Origin of the sequence: Tateyamaria sp. ANG-S1, from assembly GCF_000814025.1 — a bacterium.
In the GTDB taxonomy this organism is placed as follows: domain Bacteria; phylum Pseudomonadota; class Alphaproteobacteria; order Rhodobacterales; family Rhodobacteraceae; genus Tateyamaria.
Genome location: NZ_JWLL01000004.1, coordinates 25,751 through 43,164 on the forward strand (window position 1 = coordinate 25,751; position 17,414 = coordinate 43,164).

Here is a 17,414-nt window from a genome sequence, read left to right on the forward strand (position 1 = left end):
GTGCGGCCCCCCGCGGGCAGCCGCTGGCACGGTTAGTTGATCCGTTCGACCACGTAGTCGGCGAGGTCAATCAGCATGTCGCGCAGGTCATGTGCGGGCAGTGTGGCGAGAGACGACTTGGCCTTGTTCGCCCAGCCGATGGCGTCTGCCTTGGTTGCTTCAAGTGCGCCGTGTTTGTGCAGGAGCGACAGGGCGTGGTCGAGGTCCGCGTCCTTTTGCTGGCCCTTTTCGATGGTGCGGGACCAGAAGGCGCGCTCTTCGCTGTTGCTCATCGCGACGGCTTTGATCACTGGGAGCGTAAGTTTGCGTTCCCGGAAATCGTCGCCAACGTTTTTGCCGGTGGCCGAGGATTGGCCCTGGTAGTCGAGCAGGTCGTCCACGATCTGGAACGCGATGCCGAGCGCGTCGCCGTAGTCGAAGAGCGCTTGCGTCGTCGCCGCATCCTTGCCTGCGATCACACCGCCGACCTCCATCGCCGCGGAGAACAGCGCCGCCGTCTTGCCGCGCACCACCTGTAGGTAGATGGCCTCATTGGTGGCCAGATCCTGGGCTGCGGTCATTTGCAGGACTTCACCTTCGGCAATCGTCGCAGCCGCGTCCGAAAGGATGCGCAGGACGTCCATATTGCCGGTCTCCGTCATCAACTGGAACGAGCGGGCAAAGAGGTAGTCGCCCACCAGCACCGACGACTTGTTGTCCCAGAGCAGGTTGGCCGTGGGCCGCCCGCGCCGCTGGGCGCTTTCGTCGACCACGTCGTCATGCAGCAGGGTGGCGGTGTGGATGAACTCGACCGTGGCGGCGAGATGTACGTGATAGGGGCCCGGATAGCCGCACATTTGCGCTGAGGCGAGGGTGAGCATGGGGCGCAACCGCTTGCCGCCTGCTTCCACGAGGTGCTGTGTCACTTCGGGGATACGGGGCGCGTGTTCTGAGGCCATGCGCTCGCGGATCAGGGCGTTCACGCCCTCCAGATCCTCTGCCAGATAGGCAGCCAGACGGTCATGCGGTTTTGCGATTGTGGACGCGTCCATCACTTTCCCCATAGCACCCCTCGACACGTAGGCCGGTGTGCCCCTACATCCATGATATGAAGGAACTTTTGCGCACGACTGACCCGACGATCATCGCCTTTGCCTCTGCCCTTCTTAAAGGCGAGGATATAGACTGCTTTCAGATGGACGTAAATATGAGCGTCCTTGAAGGTGGGATCGGAATTTTCCCCCGTCGCCTGATGGTGCGGACGGATGATTATGATGCGGCCCTGCGGGTGATGACGGACAATGATATCGACCTTGGACGCTGATCTGACCCACGATGCCTTTCTGGGCGGACGGTTGCACCTATGGCAGCCCCGTTTGGGGTATCGCGCGGGTGTTGACCCAGTGCTGTTGGCAGCGTCGGTGCCTGCGAAACCTGGCCAATCCGTGCTGGATTTGGGTTGTGGGGTGGGCACTGCGGCATTGTGTCTGGGGGCGCGGGTGGCCGGTCTGGAATTGGTGGGCGTAGAGCGGCAGGCCGAGTACGCGGCGCTGGCGCAACGCAACGGGCTGGAGACTTTCGCCGCTGATCTGGCGGACTTGCCCGAGGCTTTGAAGGCGCGCAGCTTTGATCATGTGCTGGCGAACCCGCCCTTCTTTGATCGCGGGGCGGGACATGTGGCGTCCGACATTGGGCGCGAGGCCGGGCGCGGGGTAGAGACCCCGGTGGCCGCATGGATCGATGCGGCAGCACGGCGGTTGCGGCACAAGGGCTATCTGCACATCATTCACCGGGCCGAACGGGTGCCAGAGTTGCTGTCGGCTGCATCGGGCCGGTTGGGCAGCCCGGAGATCTGGCCGCTTTGTCCACGGGTCGGAAAACCGGCAGAGCTGGTGATTTTCCGGGCGCGCAAGAACGGTCGGGCGGATTTTAGGCTGCATTTTCCGATTATTCTACATGAAGGTGCGCGACATGAACGGGACGCCGAAAGCTACACGCCTGAAATCCAAGCGATTTTGCGCGAAGGAGCGGCTCTGCACCTTTAATGGGCCATTAACCGCTCCTACATTTAGCTTATCCACATGCTGCGCCTGCGGCGTGACTTGTACACAAAGCTGTGCTTGGCTGTGGCTGCAACTTTATCAGCAAGGAGGACCCGAATGAGCGTCATTGCCCATCTCGAAGAGTTGAAAAAGAAGCACCAGAGCCTGAGTGATCAGGTCGATATGGCCCAACGATCGCCCGGCATCGATCAAATGGAAGTGGCCACCATGAAAAAGCAGAAGCTGAAGCTGAAAGAGGAAATTACCCGACTTTCGAGTTGAGGCTGACCCTCAGGCTGGCGCGGGCTGCCAGCAACGCACCGCCCGTGATCAACAGGGCCGCAAGGGCCAATGACCATGTCGGCACGGCAACGCCAGCCACCACCAATACCACAGTCGACAAGAGCGGCGCCGCGTAGGACGCGGTGCCCAACATCTGGATATCCCCGCGTTTGACGCCGATGTCCCAGACGTAAAACGCAAGGCCGACAGGGCCAAGCCCCAGCAGGATCGCACTGATCCACGCCAGGTGGCCCACGGGCCAAACCGTTTCCTCTAATGCAATATGTAATGGCACCGAAAGCACAGCGCTCGCCACGCAAAACACCGCGACAGAGGCGGTGGGCACAGTGCCGAAGCGCCGTGACAGGACGGAATAGCTGGACCACGTGAGCGCACAGGCCATGGCCAGCAGGTAGCCGGGCAGCGCATCCCCATCAAATCCAGCCGAGCCGCCCGTCACGATCAGGGCCGCACCCGCAAATCCGATCAACGCGCCCAAGATGTGACCGGCCCGCAAGGTCTCTCCCGGCAAGAGGCCGGAGAACAGCACGATCAGCAGGGGCCATAGATAGGCGATCAGGCTCGCCTCGGCCGCTGGCGCAAGGCGCAGGGCCGAGAAATACAGCGCGTGGTAGCCAAAGAGCCCCAGCGTTCCCATGACATAGACGTGCACCGGCACGGTGCGCAGCTGTCCCAGCCCGCCGCTCAACGCCGTCCAGATCAGCCCCAACGTGCCGCCGATGGCAAAGCACAGCGCATTGAGCAGAAAGGGCGGCGTCGGCGCGGACCCCACCGTCAGCAAGGCCAGCACGCCCCACAGCAGTACGGCGACAAAGCCGATCAGGGTGGCTGTGCGGCGTGTCATTCGGGCTGAAAGTCCGATGAGGGTTGGCGGATCATGCGGTCAGTGATGTGTTCGGTCTTGGCGATTTCGGTCAGGATCCAGTCGCGGAAGGCCACGATCTGGGGGCGCATTTCGGCGCCCTGGTTGCACAGAAAACGGAAGCGCACGCCGGTGTCGAGTGCATGGGGGAAGGGCGCGATAAGGCGGCCGTCGTCCAGATCCTTGATCACCACAGAGCGCCGTCCCAGCGCCACGCCAACCCCCGCCAGGGCAGCGTCGATGGCGTGATCCGCCTGGCTGAAGCGGGGCCCGGCCTTGGGCGCGAAGTCGATGTCCATCATGCGGAACCATGTGTCCCAATTGGCCGGTGGTTTCAGGAAAGCGATACTGTCGTCAAAGATCAGTGTTGCGTCACGCAGGCTGTCCGGCGTTGGAAAACGTGCGGCCATTTCGGGTGTCATCACCGGACAGACCCATTCATCGGCGGGCAGCGGATAGGAGTAGACGCCTTCGTCCGTGCCGGTCCCGAAGCGGATGGCGACATCAATCCCGTCGCGTGTCAGGTCCACCAGTTTCAGGGTCGCCGAAAAGCGCAATTCGATCTCTGGATGCGCCTGCGCAAACTCGTAAAGGCGTGGTGCCAGCCATTTGGCGGTGAAGGCCGGACCTGCCGTCACCGTTAGTGTTTCATTGTCCAAAGTGCGCTCTGCTGCGCGCCACGCGGCGGCGAGCGTTTGGAAGCCGTCGGCCATGCCGGGCGCCATGGCGCGGCCTGCCTCGGTGAGTTCCACGGCGCGGTTGAGGCGGCGGAAGACTTGTGTGCCCAAGTGTTCTTCCAGTGATTTGATCTGGAAGCTGAGGGCGGCGGGGGTGACGTGCAGTTCCTCTGCCGCCTTGGCGAAGGACATGTGCCGGGCAGCGGCGTCAAAGGCGCGCAAGGCGGTGAGGGGCGGTAGGCGGTCTGGCATGGTCACTTAAGTACAGCTTAAGTGAAGGCTTGGAAAGTCTCGTTTGTTGGCTGCCATGCAAAGGTGCATATTTGGGTCAATCCAGAAACACTGATCCAAGAGGATACCGCATATGTTCGAGACATCCGCAAATCCCGCCATCCGCCAGGGTTTGGAACGCGCCCACGCAGAGCGCGGCGCAGCACTTGCTGGCGCCTGGACCTGGCTGTTTGGGAGCAAGACTTCCCGCTGATGGGCGCGCGCCATCTTACGGGATAAAGGAAGGGCCGGTGCAGCAACGCACCGGCCCTTTTTGTTCGAAACAGGGGGGTGACATCCGTACACCCCTTGTGCACCCCCCGTACACCGGGTGTGCACCCCCTGAGCAATTTCAGGTGCTTAGACGAAGAACTGAGCGCCGTTGGCCGAGATGGTCGAGCCGTTGATGAAGCCCGAATCGTCGGATGCGAGGAAGACGACGCAGCGTGCAATCTCTTCCGGCTCACCCAAACGGCCCGTGGGGATCTGGCCGATGATCGACTCGCGCACTTTTTCCGGCACGGCCATGACCATTTCGGTGGCAATGTAGCCGGGGCAGATCGCGTTGGCAGTAATGCCTGCGCGTGCGCCTTCCTGGGCCAGCGATTTGACGATGCCCAGATCGCCAGCCTTGGTCGCGGCATAGTTCACTTGCGCAAACTGGCCCTTCTGGCCGTTGATGGACGAGATCACGATGACGCGGCCGAACTTGCGCTCGCGCATGCCGGGCCAGAGCGGGTGGACGGTGTTGAACACGCCCGTGAGGTTCGTGTCGATGACCTGGTGCCATTGCTCCGGCGTCATCTTGTGGAAGGGGGCGTCGCGGGTGATGCCCGCGTTGGCGACGACCACGTCGATGGGGCCGAGGTCAGCCTCGACCTGTGCCAGACCCGCTTTCGATTCGTCGTAGTCAGCGACGTTCCACTTGTAGGTTTTGATGCCGGTTTCGTCCGTGAACTTGGCCGCAGCTTCGTCATTGCCCGCATATGTGGCGGCGACGGTATAGCCTGCGTCTTTCAGGGCTTTGGAAATGGCTTCACCGATACCACGGCTACCGCCGGTGACGAGGGCTACACGGGACATGGGGGAGACTCCTTCTGGGGTATGTTTCGCATTGTTTCGCTTAAATGCGGTCAGAGCGCAACATTATTACGCGCCTACTTTGGTGCTGTCTTTGGTCTGGTGGAAAAAAGATAGGCGGCGCTGGGATGCGCCGCCTTGATATGTGTCAGACGCTGGGACCGATCAGTCGCGTTCGAGGCACATGGCAACGCCCATGCCGCCACCGATGCAGAGCGTGGCGAGACCTTTCTTGGCGTCGCGGCGCTTCATTTCGAACAGCAGGGTGTTGAGGATGCGCGCGCCCGAGGCACCGATGGGGTGGCCGATGGCGATGGCGCCGCCGTTGACGTTCACGATTGCCGGGTCCCAACCCATGTCCTTGTTCACCGCGCAGGCTTGGGCGGCGAAGGCTTCGTTGGCTTCGACGAGGTCGAGGTCTTCGGGCTTCCAACCGGCTTTTTCCAATGCCTTGCGGCTGGCATAGATCGGACCGACGCCCATGATCGACGGGTCAAGGCCGACGGTGGCGTAGCTGGCGATGCGTGCGAGCGGTTCGATCCCGCGCTTTTCGGCGTTCTCGGCGCTCATCAGCAGAGCGGCGGCAGCGCCGTCGTTCAGGCCGGAGGCGTTGGCGGCCGTGACCGACCCGTCCTTGGTGAAGGCGGGGCGCAGTTTCTGCATGGCTTCCATGTTGGCGCCGTGGCGGATGTATTCGTCACTGTCGACCACGATGTCACCCTTGCGGGTTTTCACGGTGAAGGCGGTGATTTCGTCGGCGAACTTGCCGTCCTTCTGGGCGGCTTCGGCCTTGTTCTGGCTGGCCACGGCGAATTCGTCCTGCATGTCGCGAGTGATCTGCCACTGATCGGCAACATTCTCTGCCGTCTGGCCCATGTGGTAGCCGTTGAAGGCGTCCCACAGCCCGTCGCGGATCATCGTGTCGATGTATTTGAGGTCGCCCATCTTGTGACCGGCGCGCAGGGCTGCGGCGTGGGGCGAGAGCGTCATGTTTTCCTGGCCACCGGCGGCGACGATGTCGGCGTCACCAAGGGCGATGTGCTGTGCGCCGAGGGCCACGGCGCGCAGGCCGGAACCGCAGACCTGGTTGATGGACCAGGCGGCAGATTCTTTGGGCAGACCGGCGTTAATGTGCGCCTGACGGGCGGGGTTCTGGCCCTGTGCCGCGGTCAGCACCTGGCCGAGAATGGTTTCGGATACGTCAGATTTGTCGATCCCTGCGCGCCCCACCACCGCTTCGAGCACGGTTGCGCCAAGGTCATGGGCGGGGGTGTTGGCGAAAGAGCCACCAAAGCTGCCGACGGCAGTCCGGGCGGCCGAAGCGATGACGATGTTGGTCATGGGGGTCGGGTCCTCTGTCAGTTACCTTGAGGACCACTCCGAGACTTCGCACGTCTAAAGGCGCTGCACGCCTGTGCGGGCCTCAGAATGGTCCCGCGTCGCGTGTGGCGTACCGGATTCGCTGCTGTGCGGCAACTGACGTTATGTCTCAGGCCCGCTGGCCTGCCCGTTTTGCCGTCTTGCTTTTGTCCATCAACCATGTCGGCCTGACTTGCGGGGCCTGGAAATAGAAGCCTTGCAGGCAGTCGGCCCCCATCTGCGTCAGCATGCGGACATCCTCCTGCCGTTCGACGCCTTCCGCGACGACGAGCATGTCGAAATGATGCCCGATCTGGATGATGGCCGACGTCAGCGCCTGGGTATCGGGGTCGTCTGCGATGCCATGGCAAAACTCCATGTCGATCTTGAGCACGTCGAAGAAGAAATCCTTGAAGTAGCGCAGCGCCGTGTAGCCCGCGCCAAAGTCATCAAGGGCAAAGCAGATGCCGCGGTTGCTGAGCCGGTCCATGAAATCGACAACCAGTTCGGGCTGGTCCATGGCGGACCCCTCGGTGATCTCAAGGATCAGCCGTTCGCCGATGTTGGCATCCTTCTTCAGCCAGCGGTTCATGGTCTGCATCCAGCGCTGATACCCGATGGAGCGGGCAGACATGTTGATAGAGAGGCGGATATTGGAATGCTCGTAGAGCGTACGCATCCCCATATTGAGCGCCACCACATCAATCTCGCGCCCCAGTTCTGCCCGTTCGACGACGGGCATGAAATCCTTGGCCGGGATGATGCGGCCGGTGTCGTCCATGACGCGAATGAGCCCCTCGTAAAAGCCGACGCGCTTGGGATCGTTCGCGATCACGACTGGCTGGAATGCCAGCAGCGTCTGTTGATGTTTGACGGCCTGTTCCACCATCTGCAGCGTGCTTCGGTCGCGGGCTGAGACGGCGGCATTCAAAGGATTGTCAGCGCCCGCGGGCACGTTTTGGAACCTTTTATTCTTCATGGGCTGGCAGCGACCCTTGTGTTCGAAATCTATGGTCACCTTTGCGTTAAAGCCGTAAAAGCAGTCTTAATGTTTGCATTTTGTTCCAATTTTATCTGTTAACCAAAACGGGGGATTTCGCATGGTGCACAGGTGCGGATGGGAGGGCGATGCGCCCGACTACGTGGCCTATCACGACACCGAATGGGGTGTGCCGGAATATGATCCGCGCGCCTTGTGGGAAAAGCTGATCCTGGATGGGTTTCAAGCGGGATTGAGCTGGATCACGATCCTGAGGAAGCGTGACGCCTTTCGCGCGGCCTTTGCCGAGTTTGATCCTGCGGTCGTCGCCACTTGGGGCGAGGCGGATGTGCAGCGGCTGCTGGCCGACCCGGGCATCATCCGCCACCGGGGCAAGATCGAGGCGACGATTACCAACGCCCGCGCCTATCTCGAGGTTAACGAGGCCATCGGGTTCGATAAATTCTTATGGAACTATGTGGATGGCCAGCCGCTTCAGACGAATTTTTCCAGTCGGGATCAGGTGCCGCCCAAGACGAAACTGAGCGAACAGGTGTCCAAGGATCTGCGTGCGCGGGGGTTCAAGTTTGTGGGCCCCACGATTGTCTATGCCTTCATGGAGGCGACGGGGCTGGTCAACGATCATATCACGCCCTGCTTCCGCCATACGGAATGTGCAGCGATGGGTCGTTGACTCTGGCGAATCCCGGCGTATAAGCGCGGCTTCATTGGTGTTGGTGGCCCGCGCGAGCGGACGCCTGTCGGCCATGGCTCTTCAAGCTCTCTGAGCTTGCATCGCCATCGGCAAAGGACAACGCCCTTCAACATGGCGAGGAAGGCTCAACCGAGCCTGACGAGCCGTTCAAACCGAAGGAGATCAGCCGTGACCAAACGCACGTCTGCCAAGTACAAGATTGATCGCCGCATGGGCGAAAACATTTGGGGCCGCCCCAAATCCCCCGTCAACCGTCGTGAATATGGCCCCGGCCAGCACGGGCAGCGCCGCAAGGGCAAGTTGTCCGACTTCGGAATCCAGCTGCGCGCCAAGCAGAAGCTCAAGGGCTACTACGGCGATCTGACCGAAAAGCAGTTCCGCCGCATCTATGCCGAAGCGGAGCGGGTCAAGGGCGATACCGGTGAAAACCTGATCGGCCTGCTAGAGCGTCGCCTGGACGCCGTCGTCTACCGCGCGAAGTTCGTGCCGACCGTCTTTGCCGCCCGTCAGTTCGTGAACCATGGCCACGTCAAAGTGAACGGCAAAAAGGTCAACATCCCCTCCTACCGCGTGAAGGAAGGCGACGTGATCGAGGTCCGCGACCGGTCGAAGCAACTGGCTGTCCTGCTGGAAGCCACGCAACTGCCCGAGCGTGACGTGCCCGACTACATCGACGCCGACCACTCGAAAATGACCGCCACCTTCACCCGCACCCCCACGCTGGGCGATGTGCCGTACCCGGTGATGATGGAACCGAACCTGGTCGTCGAATTCTACGCCAAGAACTAAAGCCGGGGGCCTTCGGGCCCGCGCACCAGACGTTACAGGGCCGCTCCGATCCGGGGCGGCCTTTTTCTATGCGTTGTCGATGGTGATCCCTTCGTAGGCCAGTTCGACAGTCTCGACAGCGATCTCGTTGCCTTCGGCTTTCAGGTCTGTGCCGGTGATCTTGGTCGGAAACGCATTCTTGAGTGTCCATTGCATGGTCGGCGCGCCGGTCGTGTCCACCAGCGCGATAGCCACATCCGTGCGCTTCATTGTGTTCATCTTGATGCCGCTGAACCAGTCCCAGAATGCGCCTTGCCTCGCGAACACGCCATGTTTGAGCGTGACGTGTCCAGAGCTGACCATGCCGGGCATTTTGATGGTCGAGAACACTTTGGAATTGCCAGCGCGATACTCGATGACCTCCGTTTCGATGTCCAACCCGCTGACCTCCTGAAACGTAACCTCTTCGCCCGCGATTGTTACGCGAAACGCGAATGCAGGAACGGGCCATACGGCCTGTGATGCGGGGGAATTGTCGTCTGCCATGTCGCGGCTCCTGCAAAGGTGGTTATGTACGAGTATAGCAGGGTTTGACCCCCGCTTGTGATTTCATGTCACAGGGGCAGGCGCCGCGCGCGCCACTAAGCTGATACCGCATTGCCAAAGGAGCGTGTCCCATGTCCGCACCGCGTGTCACCGCCACCCGTTTGTCGTCCGACAGCGTTCTGCATAACAGAATGGGGCGGGGCGATTTTCTGGATTGCTATTCCGTGGCCAACGCCGCCAGCCCACGCACGGCGGCCCAGATCATCACGGCCTTTCCCGGCTGGGCGCAGGTTCTGGTCAAGCTGCGGGGGCTGATCACATCCCCCTTCGGTTTGTCGCAGGACGGGCCGGAGGCGGCGGACAAGCTGGGCCCGTTCCCGGTGGAAAGCGACACCGGGACCGAGCTGATCGCCGGGTTTGACGACAAGCATCTCGACTTTCGGGTGTCGGTGCGCTCGGAGAACGGGACCGTGTCACTGGCCACATGGGTGCATCCGCACAATGTGGGTGGGCGGATCTACCTGGCGGCCATCATGCCGTTTCACATCCTGATCGCGCGCAATGCACTGGCGCGTGTGGCGCGAGCACCGCAGACACCGCCGCATCCTGTCTGATCACTCTGTCTGGTCACTGGGGCCTGATCACAGCGCGGTCAGCGTTGCCTGGCTGCGCGATGGTCCGCTTGCACGCAATTCATATCCGCGCACACGCCTGCGCGCGCGCGGGAAGGGTGCCGGCGCATCCGGGTCGGCCAGGCTCGGGTATTTCGCGACCAGCCGCGCGCGGGCCATGGGATCGAGGCTCTTGCGGGCCACGGGACCGGGATAGAAGGTCTCGGCCACCATGCCGTTGGCCCAGATCAACCCGTGGCCATCGACCATGAAGTGAAAATACTCGATCGCCTTGCCATCAAGGTCCTGCGTGATGGCGTCGCCATCTATACAGTCCCGTGCGGCAACGAGGATCTCGGATGTGTCGAACATCAGTTGGAAGGCCGGATCCGTGCGCAGCAGGCAGTGGCGCGGGGACAGCGCCGTCGGTGCATAGGGCTTGTCCGGACCAAATGTGTCCGGCGCGACCCAGACGGGCACATCGTCCCCCTTGGGAAACAGGATCATCCGTTGGGCGGCCCAGGTGATGCGTTGCGCCCCTTCGTCCAGCGTCAGCACGCGAGAGCCGACGCGCAAGGTCTCCACCGGCACATCACCCGCCGGTGTCCGGATCAGGGTGCCGCGGGCAAAACACACAATCTCGCCATAAGGGGTGCCGCCCCCGTCATTCTTGAAGGCGATGTCGTAGGTCGCGCCCGGGACCAGCGGTGCCGTGGACACCACCAGCGTCAGATTGCCCTGGTTTTCGCCCGGACCTGCCGCAACGAACAGCAGGTCGATGGGGGTACCCCCGCCCACGGGCGTGGCGGTCAGGGTGAATTCAACCTCAAGCACCGCACCCGCACCGATCTGGATCGGGTTTCCGGACGCATCGGTCGTGTTGATGTCGTCCCGCAGGATCTGGTTCAGGGCTGTCCCGTTCGGATCGTCCTGAAAGCCGTCATCGAATTCCGCGTCATCGTCGGTTACGTTGATGTCGATGGTCGTCGCCCCGCTCGCCAGCGTCGCCTGTGCGTTGCTAGGCAGGGAAAACGGCCCGTTCTGGCCCGGGGTCAACTGATTGTTGTCATTCACAAAGGTGAAGTCCTGAAACAGGAACCCGGTGATGGATCCACCATTTGGCATGTGCGCCACTCCCAATGAGGACTGCATTCTGCAGGATGAAGTTGAATAATACACGCGGAGCGGGAATTTACCTACGCGACCGGCACTCTAGTCTGGAAACACACCGTTTCCGCTCGGAAAATGCGTTTGACCGCGCAGTATGGCTGTTTTTTGCTCGTTTCAAGGGCAGTTCAGGGCAGGCTTGGCGCTATGCATGGCCAGTAGCGCGGTCAGCCTGTCGTCAGAGGTAACCCGCCGAACGGCTTGGCTCTGCCCTGCGGCTCTATGCGTATCAATGACTTGTTGCGAAGATTTCACCTGTATCTTCGACAACCTGTGGTAGCCTCTCTGCATTGATTGATGAGAATTGGAGACTGCCATGGGCGCCCGCGACATTTCATTTGCGAGCTTCAACCTGCTGAATCTGCAAACCCCCGGTGATGCCATTTACGGCGATACTGACGGCTGGGACCCGGTCATCTACCAGCGCAAGGTCGATTTTACCGCCAGCGTGATGGGACGGCTTGATGCCGATGTGGTGGGCCTGCAAGAGCTGTGGGCGACCGAGGCGCTGGACCACGTGCTGGAGGAGGCGGGGATGACCGCCGATTTCGATCCCCTCGTGCCACCCGATCATAACGGCAACGGGATCGTCTGTGCCGCTGCGGTACGCAAGGGGATGCTGGTCGGCGAACCGGAGTGGATCGTCGATTTCCCCGATGAATACGTGCTGAAGACCGGCGGCGACGATCCACAACAGGATTATCTTGAGGTCAACCTCAGCACCTTTTCCCGCCCCGTGCTGCACTTTCAGGTCCAGCCCGACGACCGCACGCCCGTCATCCACGTCTTTGTGTGCCATTTCAAATCGCGCCGCCCGACGCAGATCTGGCGCGAGCGGAGCTGGTACGAAAAGGAGGTGCACGGGCCCCACGCCACGGCCCTTGGCTACGCCATATCGACCGTGCGCCGCACGGCAGAGGCGGCTGCCCTACGAGTGATCATCACCAAGCTGACGAAAAAGACCGATACGCCGGTTGTCGTCATCGGCGACATGAACGACGGCAAGAACAGCAATACGCTGAACATCCTGTCGGAACAGCCCACCTACCTGTCGCCCTTGTCCTCGGGTGGTGGGGACAACGCGCTGTATACTGCGCAGACAATACAGGAATACCGGTCGGTCCGGGATGTATACTACACCCATGTGTTCCAGGGGCAGCGCGAGAGCCTGGATCACATCCTGTTCAGTCAGGAGTTCTATGACAATTCCAAGCGCCGGAAGTGGGCATTTGACGAGATGGTGGTGCAGAACGACCACCTGAATTTTGATGACCATAAGGAAAGCGGCACGAACGATCACGGTGTGATCCGGGTGGGGTTCAAATGGAAGCCTGCGTCGGGGGCGACCAGCTAGACCGGACCGGAATCAAGCCGAAGGCGCCGGTCCAGCGGCGGACCGTCCCGGCGGGCTGCCGCTACATTGCCGTTTGTGCGCAACATTGGCGTCTTAGGCAAATGACCACAATAAACCGCACTGTTTCAGCGTTGGAGCGCCAGCCCACGGTCCGCCGCTGGACCGGCTGGGGACACGCGCGCTTTTGCCCCTAGCCACTCCGGCGCTGCAGCCCTAAAACCTCTCTGACATATGGAGAGGACCAATGACACGCATCACACCGCAACCCGGTATCATGGACATCGCGCTCTACCAGGGCGGGGCGTCGCATCTGGCCGGTGTGAGCGAAGTTCTGAAACTGTCATCCAACGAGAACCCCGCCGGTCCGCCGCCCGCCGCCATTGATGCGCTGAGCCAGGCGGCCCGCGACATGCACCTCTATCCCTCCACCGACCACGCCGCCCTGCGCACGGCCATTGCCGAGGTCTGGAACGTGGACGCCGACCGCGTGATCTGCGGCGTCGGCAGTGACGAGGTGTTGCAGTTCGTAACCCAAGCCTTCTCCGGTCCGGGGGACGAGATCATCCACACCGCCCATGGCTTTTCCATGTACCCGATCCTCGCCAACATGGCGGGGGCCACGCCGGTTTGCGTGCCGGAGGCCGACCGGGTTGTAGACGTCGATGCGATCCTGAATGCCGTGACCGAACGCACCCGTATCGTGTTGCTCACCAACCCGGGCAACCCGACGGGTACACGTCTGCCGGATGAAGAGATTGTGCGCCTTGCCGACAACTTGCCGGAACACGTGATCCTTGTAATCGACGGGGCCTATACCGAATATGCCGAAGGGTATGATGGCGGGCTGTCGCTGGCTGAAACCCGGCCCAACGTGTTGATGACACGCACCTTTTCCAAGATCTACGGTCTGGGTGGGCTGCGCGTCGGATGGGGTTACGGTCCCAAGGACATGATCGACGTGATGACGCGCATCCGCCAGCCCTTCAACCTGTCGACCGTTGCGCTTGCAGCCGCCGAGGCGGCGGTGCGCGACATCCAATGGGTTGAGGAGTGTGCCGCACTCAATGCCGATCAACGGGCGCGTCTGACCGGGGCCCTGCGTCAGTTGGGTCTGGCCTGCGATGACAGCGACACGAATTTCGTGCTGGCCCGCGCAGCATCGGTGGCTGAGGCTGACGCGGCAGAGGCGGCGCTGAACGCCGATGGTATCCTCGTGCGCCGGGTTGCGGGCTACGGCTTTCCTGAGGGCATCCGCATCACCGTGGGCAATGCTGAACAGACCGAGCGTGTGATCGCGGCGCTGACAGAATGGCGGAACGCATCGTGAGTCTCATCTACGACAAGATCGCCTTTATCGGGCTGGGCCTGATTGCCGGGTCCATGGCCTGGGCCACCAAGCGTGCCGGGGCGGCAACTACGATCAGCGGTTATGCGCGGTCTGATGCGACGCGCGAAACGACCCGGCGTCTCGGCTTTTGCGATGTGGTCACCGATACCGCGGCAGAGGCTGTGGCGGACGCAGACCTTGTCGTTCTGGCCGTCCCGGTCGGCGCGATGGGCGGGGTGATGGCCGAGATCAAGGGCGCGCTCAAACCCGGGGCGACCGTGATCGACGTCGGTTCGGTCAAGCAGTCCGTCTTTGATGAGGTCATGCCGCACGTGCCGGATAACGTGCATTTTGTCGGCACGCACCCCATGGCGGGGACCGAACACAGCGGACCCGAGGCTGGCTTTGCCGAGCTCTACGACAACCGCTGGACGTTGATCGTCAAGCTAGAGGGCGCGGATGCAAGCGTTGTCGACAAGGTTGAGCAATACTGGGCGGCCCTTGGAGCGATGACGGACCAGATGGACGTGCAACACCATGACCGCGTCTGCGCCGTGGTCAGCCACATCCCCCACCTCATTGCCTACACGATGGTCGGCGTGGCCGACGACCTGCGCCGCGTGACGGACAGCGAGGTCATCAAATTCTCTGCCGCGGGTTTTCGGGATTTCACCCGGATTGCGGCCAGCGATCCAACCATGTGGCGCGACGTGTTCTTGACGAACAAGGACGCGACGCTCGAAATCCTGGGCCGCTTCACCGAAGAGCTCTTTGCCCTGCAACGCGCCATTCGCACCGGCGATGGCGACCATCTGTTCGACTATTTCACCCGTACCCGCGCGATCCGACGCGGCATCATCGAGGCGGGGCAGGACACCGACGCGCCAGACTTCGGCCGTGGGGCCGCACGATGAGAGGGCTGGCGCTGGGCTTGATGCTGTTTGCCGGCGTCGCCTCTGCCGCGCCGGAGACGTCGAAGCGACCCGTCGCGCGCGCGAGTGCCGATGCGGGCACGGCGGATATTGCGACTGTGATCCCGGCAGGCCCCTCCATGGCCTTTGCCGCGACCCTGCCGGAACCGGCCATATCCCTGCGCCCGTTTCTGCGCCCCAAGGCGATCATTGAACGGGCCATGGCCCGCCGGGCGGAGCGGCGGCGCGGACAAGTCTGCGGTGACCCGGACCTGCAGGGGGACGTGGTGGGCTATGTCCCGGGTCGCATCAGTGGCTGCGGTATTCAAGAGGCTGTGCGGCTCCGTTCCGTTTCGGGCGTAACGCTTAGCCAGTCGGCTTTGATGGACTGCACCACCGCCAAGGCGTTGAAACAGTGGACGGAAAAGGGGGCAAAGCCCGCCCTGCGCGGAACGGGCGGCGGGCTGGTCGGCTACCGCGTGGCGGCGCATTACGCGTGCCGCACCCGCAACAACCGGCCCGGCGCGCGGATTTCGGAACATGGCAAGGGGCGGGCCATCGACATCTCGGGCTTTCAGTTGAAGGACGGCACCAGCCTGACGGTCCTGAACGACTGGAACTCACGCCACCGCCGCGCGATGCGGAAGATGCACAAGGCGGCATGCGGCCCGTTTGGTACCGTGCTTGGGCCAGAGTCGGACCGGTTCCATCGGGACCACTTCCATTTCGATACGGCGCGGTATCGCAGCGGTGCGTATTGCCGATAGACGATGGACTGGGGCGCTGCCCCAGACCCCGGAGTTTATCCGGCAAGATGAAGGGGATCAGCGCAGGATCAGGCGCGGGGCCGGGGCCAGCGGGATAAAGCCCAGCCGAACAGCACCATCGCGGACGGTCAATTCCACATCCAGTGTATCCTCATTTCCGGAGGCCTCGGCCAAAGCCTGAAACACGCTCTCCACCTGACCCCGCAGTTGAACGGGCAGGGCACCGACATTCTGGGCCAGATCCAGCATCGTGCGCCAGTTCTCGGCCTGAACAGCGATTGTCCCCGCGGGCATCCCTTGGGCATCGACCGTCAGATCTGCGCTCAGGTTGAATTGCAGATCGCCCCAGATCGCCTCGGCCAGACGCAGGTCGATGACGCGCGGTTGCGGGCGGCGCTGGTCCAGCGCGCGCCGATCCCACGGTTTGTCGAACGTGATGTCGGCGCGCATTTGCAGGCTGTCAAAGGCGCTGGGGAACGTGTCGGGCAGGCGCAAGTTACGCCGGGCGGCGCTGCCGGGGGCAAAGGCATTGGCGGTCGTGGTCAGGGCATATGTGGCCCCTTCGGTCTGCACCATGGTTAGGGTCAGATCATCGGCCTGCGCCACGATACCCTCAGCATCGTCCACCTGCCACGCGCCCGCCGTCCATCCCAGCGCCTCAAGTTCAAGCGCGGTACCGGGATGCAGGTTCAGGGCCATGACGCCGTCGGCCATGGTCAGCATGGACCGGCCAAAGGGCGAGGCGATCAGGATCGGCTCACTGTCCAGCGCCACTGACACGTCGCCGGGCCAATAGGCAGGCGCGGAAATGTCCAGCGCGCGCGTGCGCATCGCGAGGCCCGCGTCCGGGTCGGCGAGGGCTACATCGCGCAGACCTGCCTTCAGCGTGATGGGAAAGCCGCCGCCGGTCACGTCCTGCACCTCGGCCTGCCAGCCTTCGGCAGCGCGGGCATCGAACCACGCGGCAAGGCCGCCGCGCAGGCCGGAGGATGCGGCCCACCACCATCCGCACCAGGCCAGAACAGCCAGTGCAACGATCCACATCAGCTTGCGCATACGCGCCCCTTTCCCTTTGCGGTCAAATCGGGTCTACCCCACCCGGCAACGAGAGGACCAGTAAACAATGACCATGTGGGTGTTCGGCTATGGTAGCCTGCTTTGGAACCCCGGCTTCGAGGTTGCGGAGTCGGTGCGCGGGACCCTGCCGGGCTGGGCGCGGTCATTCTGCATGCGGTCAATCCACCACCGCGGATCTGAAACCGAGCCGGGCCTCGTGCTGGCGCTTGATGCCGCCGCGCAGGCGGCGTGTGACGGCGTGGCCCTGCGCGTCGCACCGGGGACCGAAGATGCGACATTGGACTACCTGCGTGAACGCGAGCTGATTTCGTCGGCTTATCTTGAGCGGATGTTGCAGGTCGGGCTGAGCGATGGGCGGCAGGTCACGGCGGTGACCTACGTCATCGACCCGGATCACGTGCAATATTGCGGCGGCCTGCCGCTGGAAGAGCAGGCGCAGATCATCGCCCATGCCCGTGGCGGGCGCGGTCCCAACAGCGAATATCTTTACAATACCGCCCAGCATCTGAGCGCACTGGGCGTGGCCGACCCCGACCTTGACTGGCTGTCGCGCCGCGTTGCAGCAATCCTGGGATAAATCCTTGGCGCTTTTGCACAAAAGCCGATAGGCTGCTGCGAAA

The 17,414-nt window shown here is 62.4% G+C and carries 20 protein-coding genes; 11 read left to right on the plus strand and 9 right to left on the minus strand.

The features are described from left to right. Positions 1–32 precede the first annotated feature (32 nt). Positions 33–1,031: a polyprenyl synthetase family protein gene (locus tag RA29_RS06270; protein ID WP_039684507.1), complete on the minus strand. Its 999-nt coding sequence runs from the start codon at positions 1,029–1,031 to the stop codon at positions 33–35. A gap of 56 nt (positions 1,032–1,087) precedes the next feature. Between RA29_RS06270 and RA29_RS06275 the strand changes: the two genes are divergently transcribed. The 3 genes from RA29_RS06275 (at position 1,088) to RA29_RS22365 (ending at position 2,303) form a co-directional block, all read left to right on the plus strand. After that, on the plus strand, positions 1,088–1,303 hold the full coding sequence (locus RA29_RS06275; protein WP_039684145.1) for a DUF2007 domain-containing protein: 216 nt from the start codon (positions 1,088–1,090) through the stop codon (positions 1,301–1,303). Continuing rightward, on the plus strand, positions 1,281–2,024 hold the full coding sequence (locus RA29_RS06280; protein ID WP_039684147.1) for a methyltransferase: 744 nt from the start codon (positions 1,281–1,283) through the stop codon (positions 2,022–2,024). The genes RA29_RS06275 and RA29_RS06280 overlap by 23 nt, the downstream gene beginning before the upstream one ends. A gap of 114 nt (positions 2,025–2,138) precedes the next feature. After that, positions 2,139–2,303 carry a DUF465 domain-containing protein gene (locus tag RA29_RS22365; protein ID WP_082029457.1) on the plus strand — a complete coding sequence of 55 codons (165 nt, stop codon included), beginning with the start codon at positions 2,139–2,141 and terminating at the stop codon, positions 2,301–2,303. On the opposite strand, the gene RA29_RS06285 is transcribed toward RA29_RS22365, so the two are convergent. From RA29_RS06285 to RA29_RS06305, 5 genes are all read right to left on the minus strand, one after another. Continuing rightward, positions 2,284–3,168 carry an EamA family transporter gene (locus RA29_RS06285; protein ID WP_039684149.1) on the minus strand — a complete coding sequence of 295 codons (885 nt, stop codon included), beginning with the start codon at positions 3,166–3,168 and terminating at the stop codon, positions 2,284–2,286. The genes RA29_RS22365 and RA29_RS06285 overlap by 20 nt on opposite strands. Next, on the minus strand, positions 3,165–4,115 hold the full coding sequence (locus RA29_RS06290; RefSeq protein ID WP_052249507.1) for a transcriptional regulator GcvA: 951 nt from the start codon (positions 4,113–4,115) through the stop codon (positions 3,165–3,167). The genes RA29_RS06285 and RA29_RS06290 overlap by 4 nt, the downstream gene beginning before the upstream one ends. Before the next feature lie 378 nt (positions 4,116–4,493). Next, positions 4,494–5,216: an acetoacetyl-CoA reductase gene (gene phbB, locus RA29_RS06295; protein ID WP_039684151.1), complete on the minus strand. Its 723-nt coding sequence runs from the start codon at positions 5,214–5,216 to the stop codon at positions 4,494–4,496. Positions 5,217–5,378: 162 nt separating this feature from the next. Beyond that, positions 5,379–6,554 (minus strand): acetyl-CoA C-acetyltransferase, encoded by a 1,176-nt coding sequence (locus tag RA29_RS06300; protein WP_039684153.1) that lies wholly within the window; start codon positions 6,552–6,554, stop codon positions 5,379–5,381. Positions 6,555–6,702: 148 nt separating this feature from the next. After that, the gene (locus RA29_RS06305; RefSeq protein WP_039684156.1) at positions 6,703–7,551 is read right to left on the minus strand and encodes an EAL domain-containing protein; all 849 of its coding nucleotides are present in this window, start codon (positions 7,549–7,551) and stop codon (positions 6,703–6,705) included. 121 nt (positions 7,552–7,672) lie between these two features. Here RA29_RS06305 and RA29_RS06310 point away from each other — a divergent pair, with 121 nt between their 5' ends. Both RA29_RS06310 and rpsD read left to right on the plus strand, forming a co-directional pair. Then, positions 7,673–8,245: a DNA-3-methyladenine glycosylase I gene (locus RA29_RS06310; RefSeq protein WP_152612951.1), complete on the plus strand. Its 573-nt coding sequence runs from the start codon at positions 7,673–7,675 to the stop codon at positions 8,243–8,245. Between the two features lie 189 nt (positions 8,246–8,434). Further along, entirely contained in the window at positions 8,435–9,055 is a 621-nt protein-coding gene (gene rpsD, locus RA29_RS06315; RefSeq protein WP_039684158.1) for a 30S ribosomal protein S4, read from the plus strand. Positions 9,056–9,121: 66 nt separating this feature from the next. On the opposite strand, the gene RA29_RS06320 is transcribed toward rpsD, so the two are convergent. Next, the gene (locus tag RA29_RS06320) at positions 9,122–9,580 is read right to left on the minus strand and encodes a phage tail protein (protein WP_039684160.1); all 459 of its coding nucleotides are present in this window, start codon (positions 9,578–9,580) and stop codon (positions 9,122–9,124) included. A gap of 131 nt (positions 9,581–9,711) precedes the next feature. On the opposite strand from RA29_RS06320, the gene RA29_RS06325 reads away from it, so the two are divergent. After that, a complete protein-coding gene (locus RA29_RS06325) occupies positions 9,712–10,194 on the plus strand; it encodes a DUF2867 domain-containing protein (protein WP_039684161.1) in 483 nt (160 codons plus the stop codon). Between the two features lie 27 nt (positions 10,195–10,221). On the opposite strand, the gene RA29_RS21765 is transcribed toward RA29_RS06325, so the two are convergent. Continuing rightward, positions 10,222–11,316, minus strand: a complete 1,095-nt coding sequence (locus tag RA29_RS21765) for a Hint domain-containing protein (protein WP_052249508.1) — start codon at positions 11,314–11,316, stop codon at positions 10,222–10,224. 358 nt (positions 11,317–11,674) lie between these two features. Here RA29_RS21765 and RA29_RS06335 point away from each other — a divergent pair, with 358 nt between their 5' ends. The 4 genes from RA29_RS06335 (at position 11,675) to RA29_RS06350 (ending at position 15,717) form a co-directional block, all read left to right on the plus strand. Then, entirely contained in the window at positions 11,675–12,712 is a 1,038-nt protein-coding gene (locus tag RA29_RS06335) for an endonuclease/exonuclease/phosphatase family protein (RefSeq protein ID WP_039684163.1), read from the plus strand. A gap of 244 nt (positions 12,713–12,956) precedes the next feature. Beyond that, on the plus strand, positions 12,957–14,039 hold the full coding sequence (gene hisC / locus RA29_RS06340; RefSeq protein WP_039684165.1) for a histidinol-phosphate transaminase: 1,083 nt from the start codon (positions 12,957–12,959) through the stop codon (positions 14,037–14,039). Then, entirely contained in the window at positions 14,033–14,953 is a 921-nt protein-coding gene (locus tag RA29_RS06345) for a prephenate/arogenate dehydrogenase family protein (RefSeq protein ID WP_039684515.1), read from the plus strand. Before hisC ends, RA29_RS06345 begins: the two co-directional genes overlap by 7 nt. Continuing rightward, positions 14,950–15,717, plus strand: coding sequence for an extensin family protein (locus tag RA29_RS06350; protein WP_039684167.1), 768 nt, complete (start codon positions 14,950–14,952; stop codon positions 15,715–15,717). The genes RA29_RS06345 and RA29_RS06350 overlap by 4 nt, the downstream gene beginning before the upstream one ends. A 57-nt stretch (positions 15,718–15,774) precedes the next feature. On the opposite strand, the gene RA29_RS06355 is transcribed toward RA29_RS06350, so the two are convergent. Continuing rightward, positions 15,775–16,773: a DUF2125 domain-containing protein gene (locus RA29_RS06355; RefSeq protein ID WP_039684170.1), complete on the minus strand. Its 999-nt coding sequence runs from the start codon at positions 16,771–16,773 to the stop codon at positions 15,775–15,777. A 67-nt stretch (positions 16,774–16,840) separates the two neighbouring features. On the opposite strand from RA29_RS06355, the gene RA29_RS06360 reads away from it, so the two are divergent. After that, entirely contained in the window at positions 16,841–17,371 is a 531-nt protein-coding gene (locus tag RA29_RS06360) for a gamma-glutamylcyclotransferase (protein ID WP_039684172.1), read from the plus strand. Positions 17,372–17,414 lie beyond the last annotated feature (43 nt).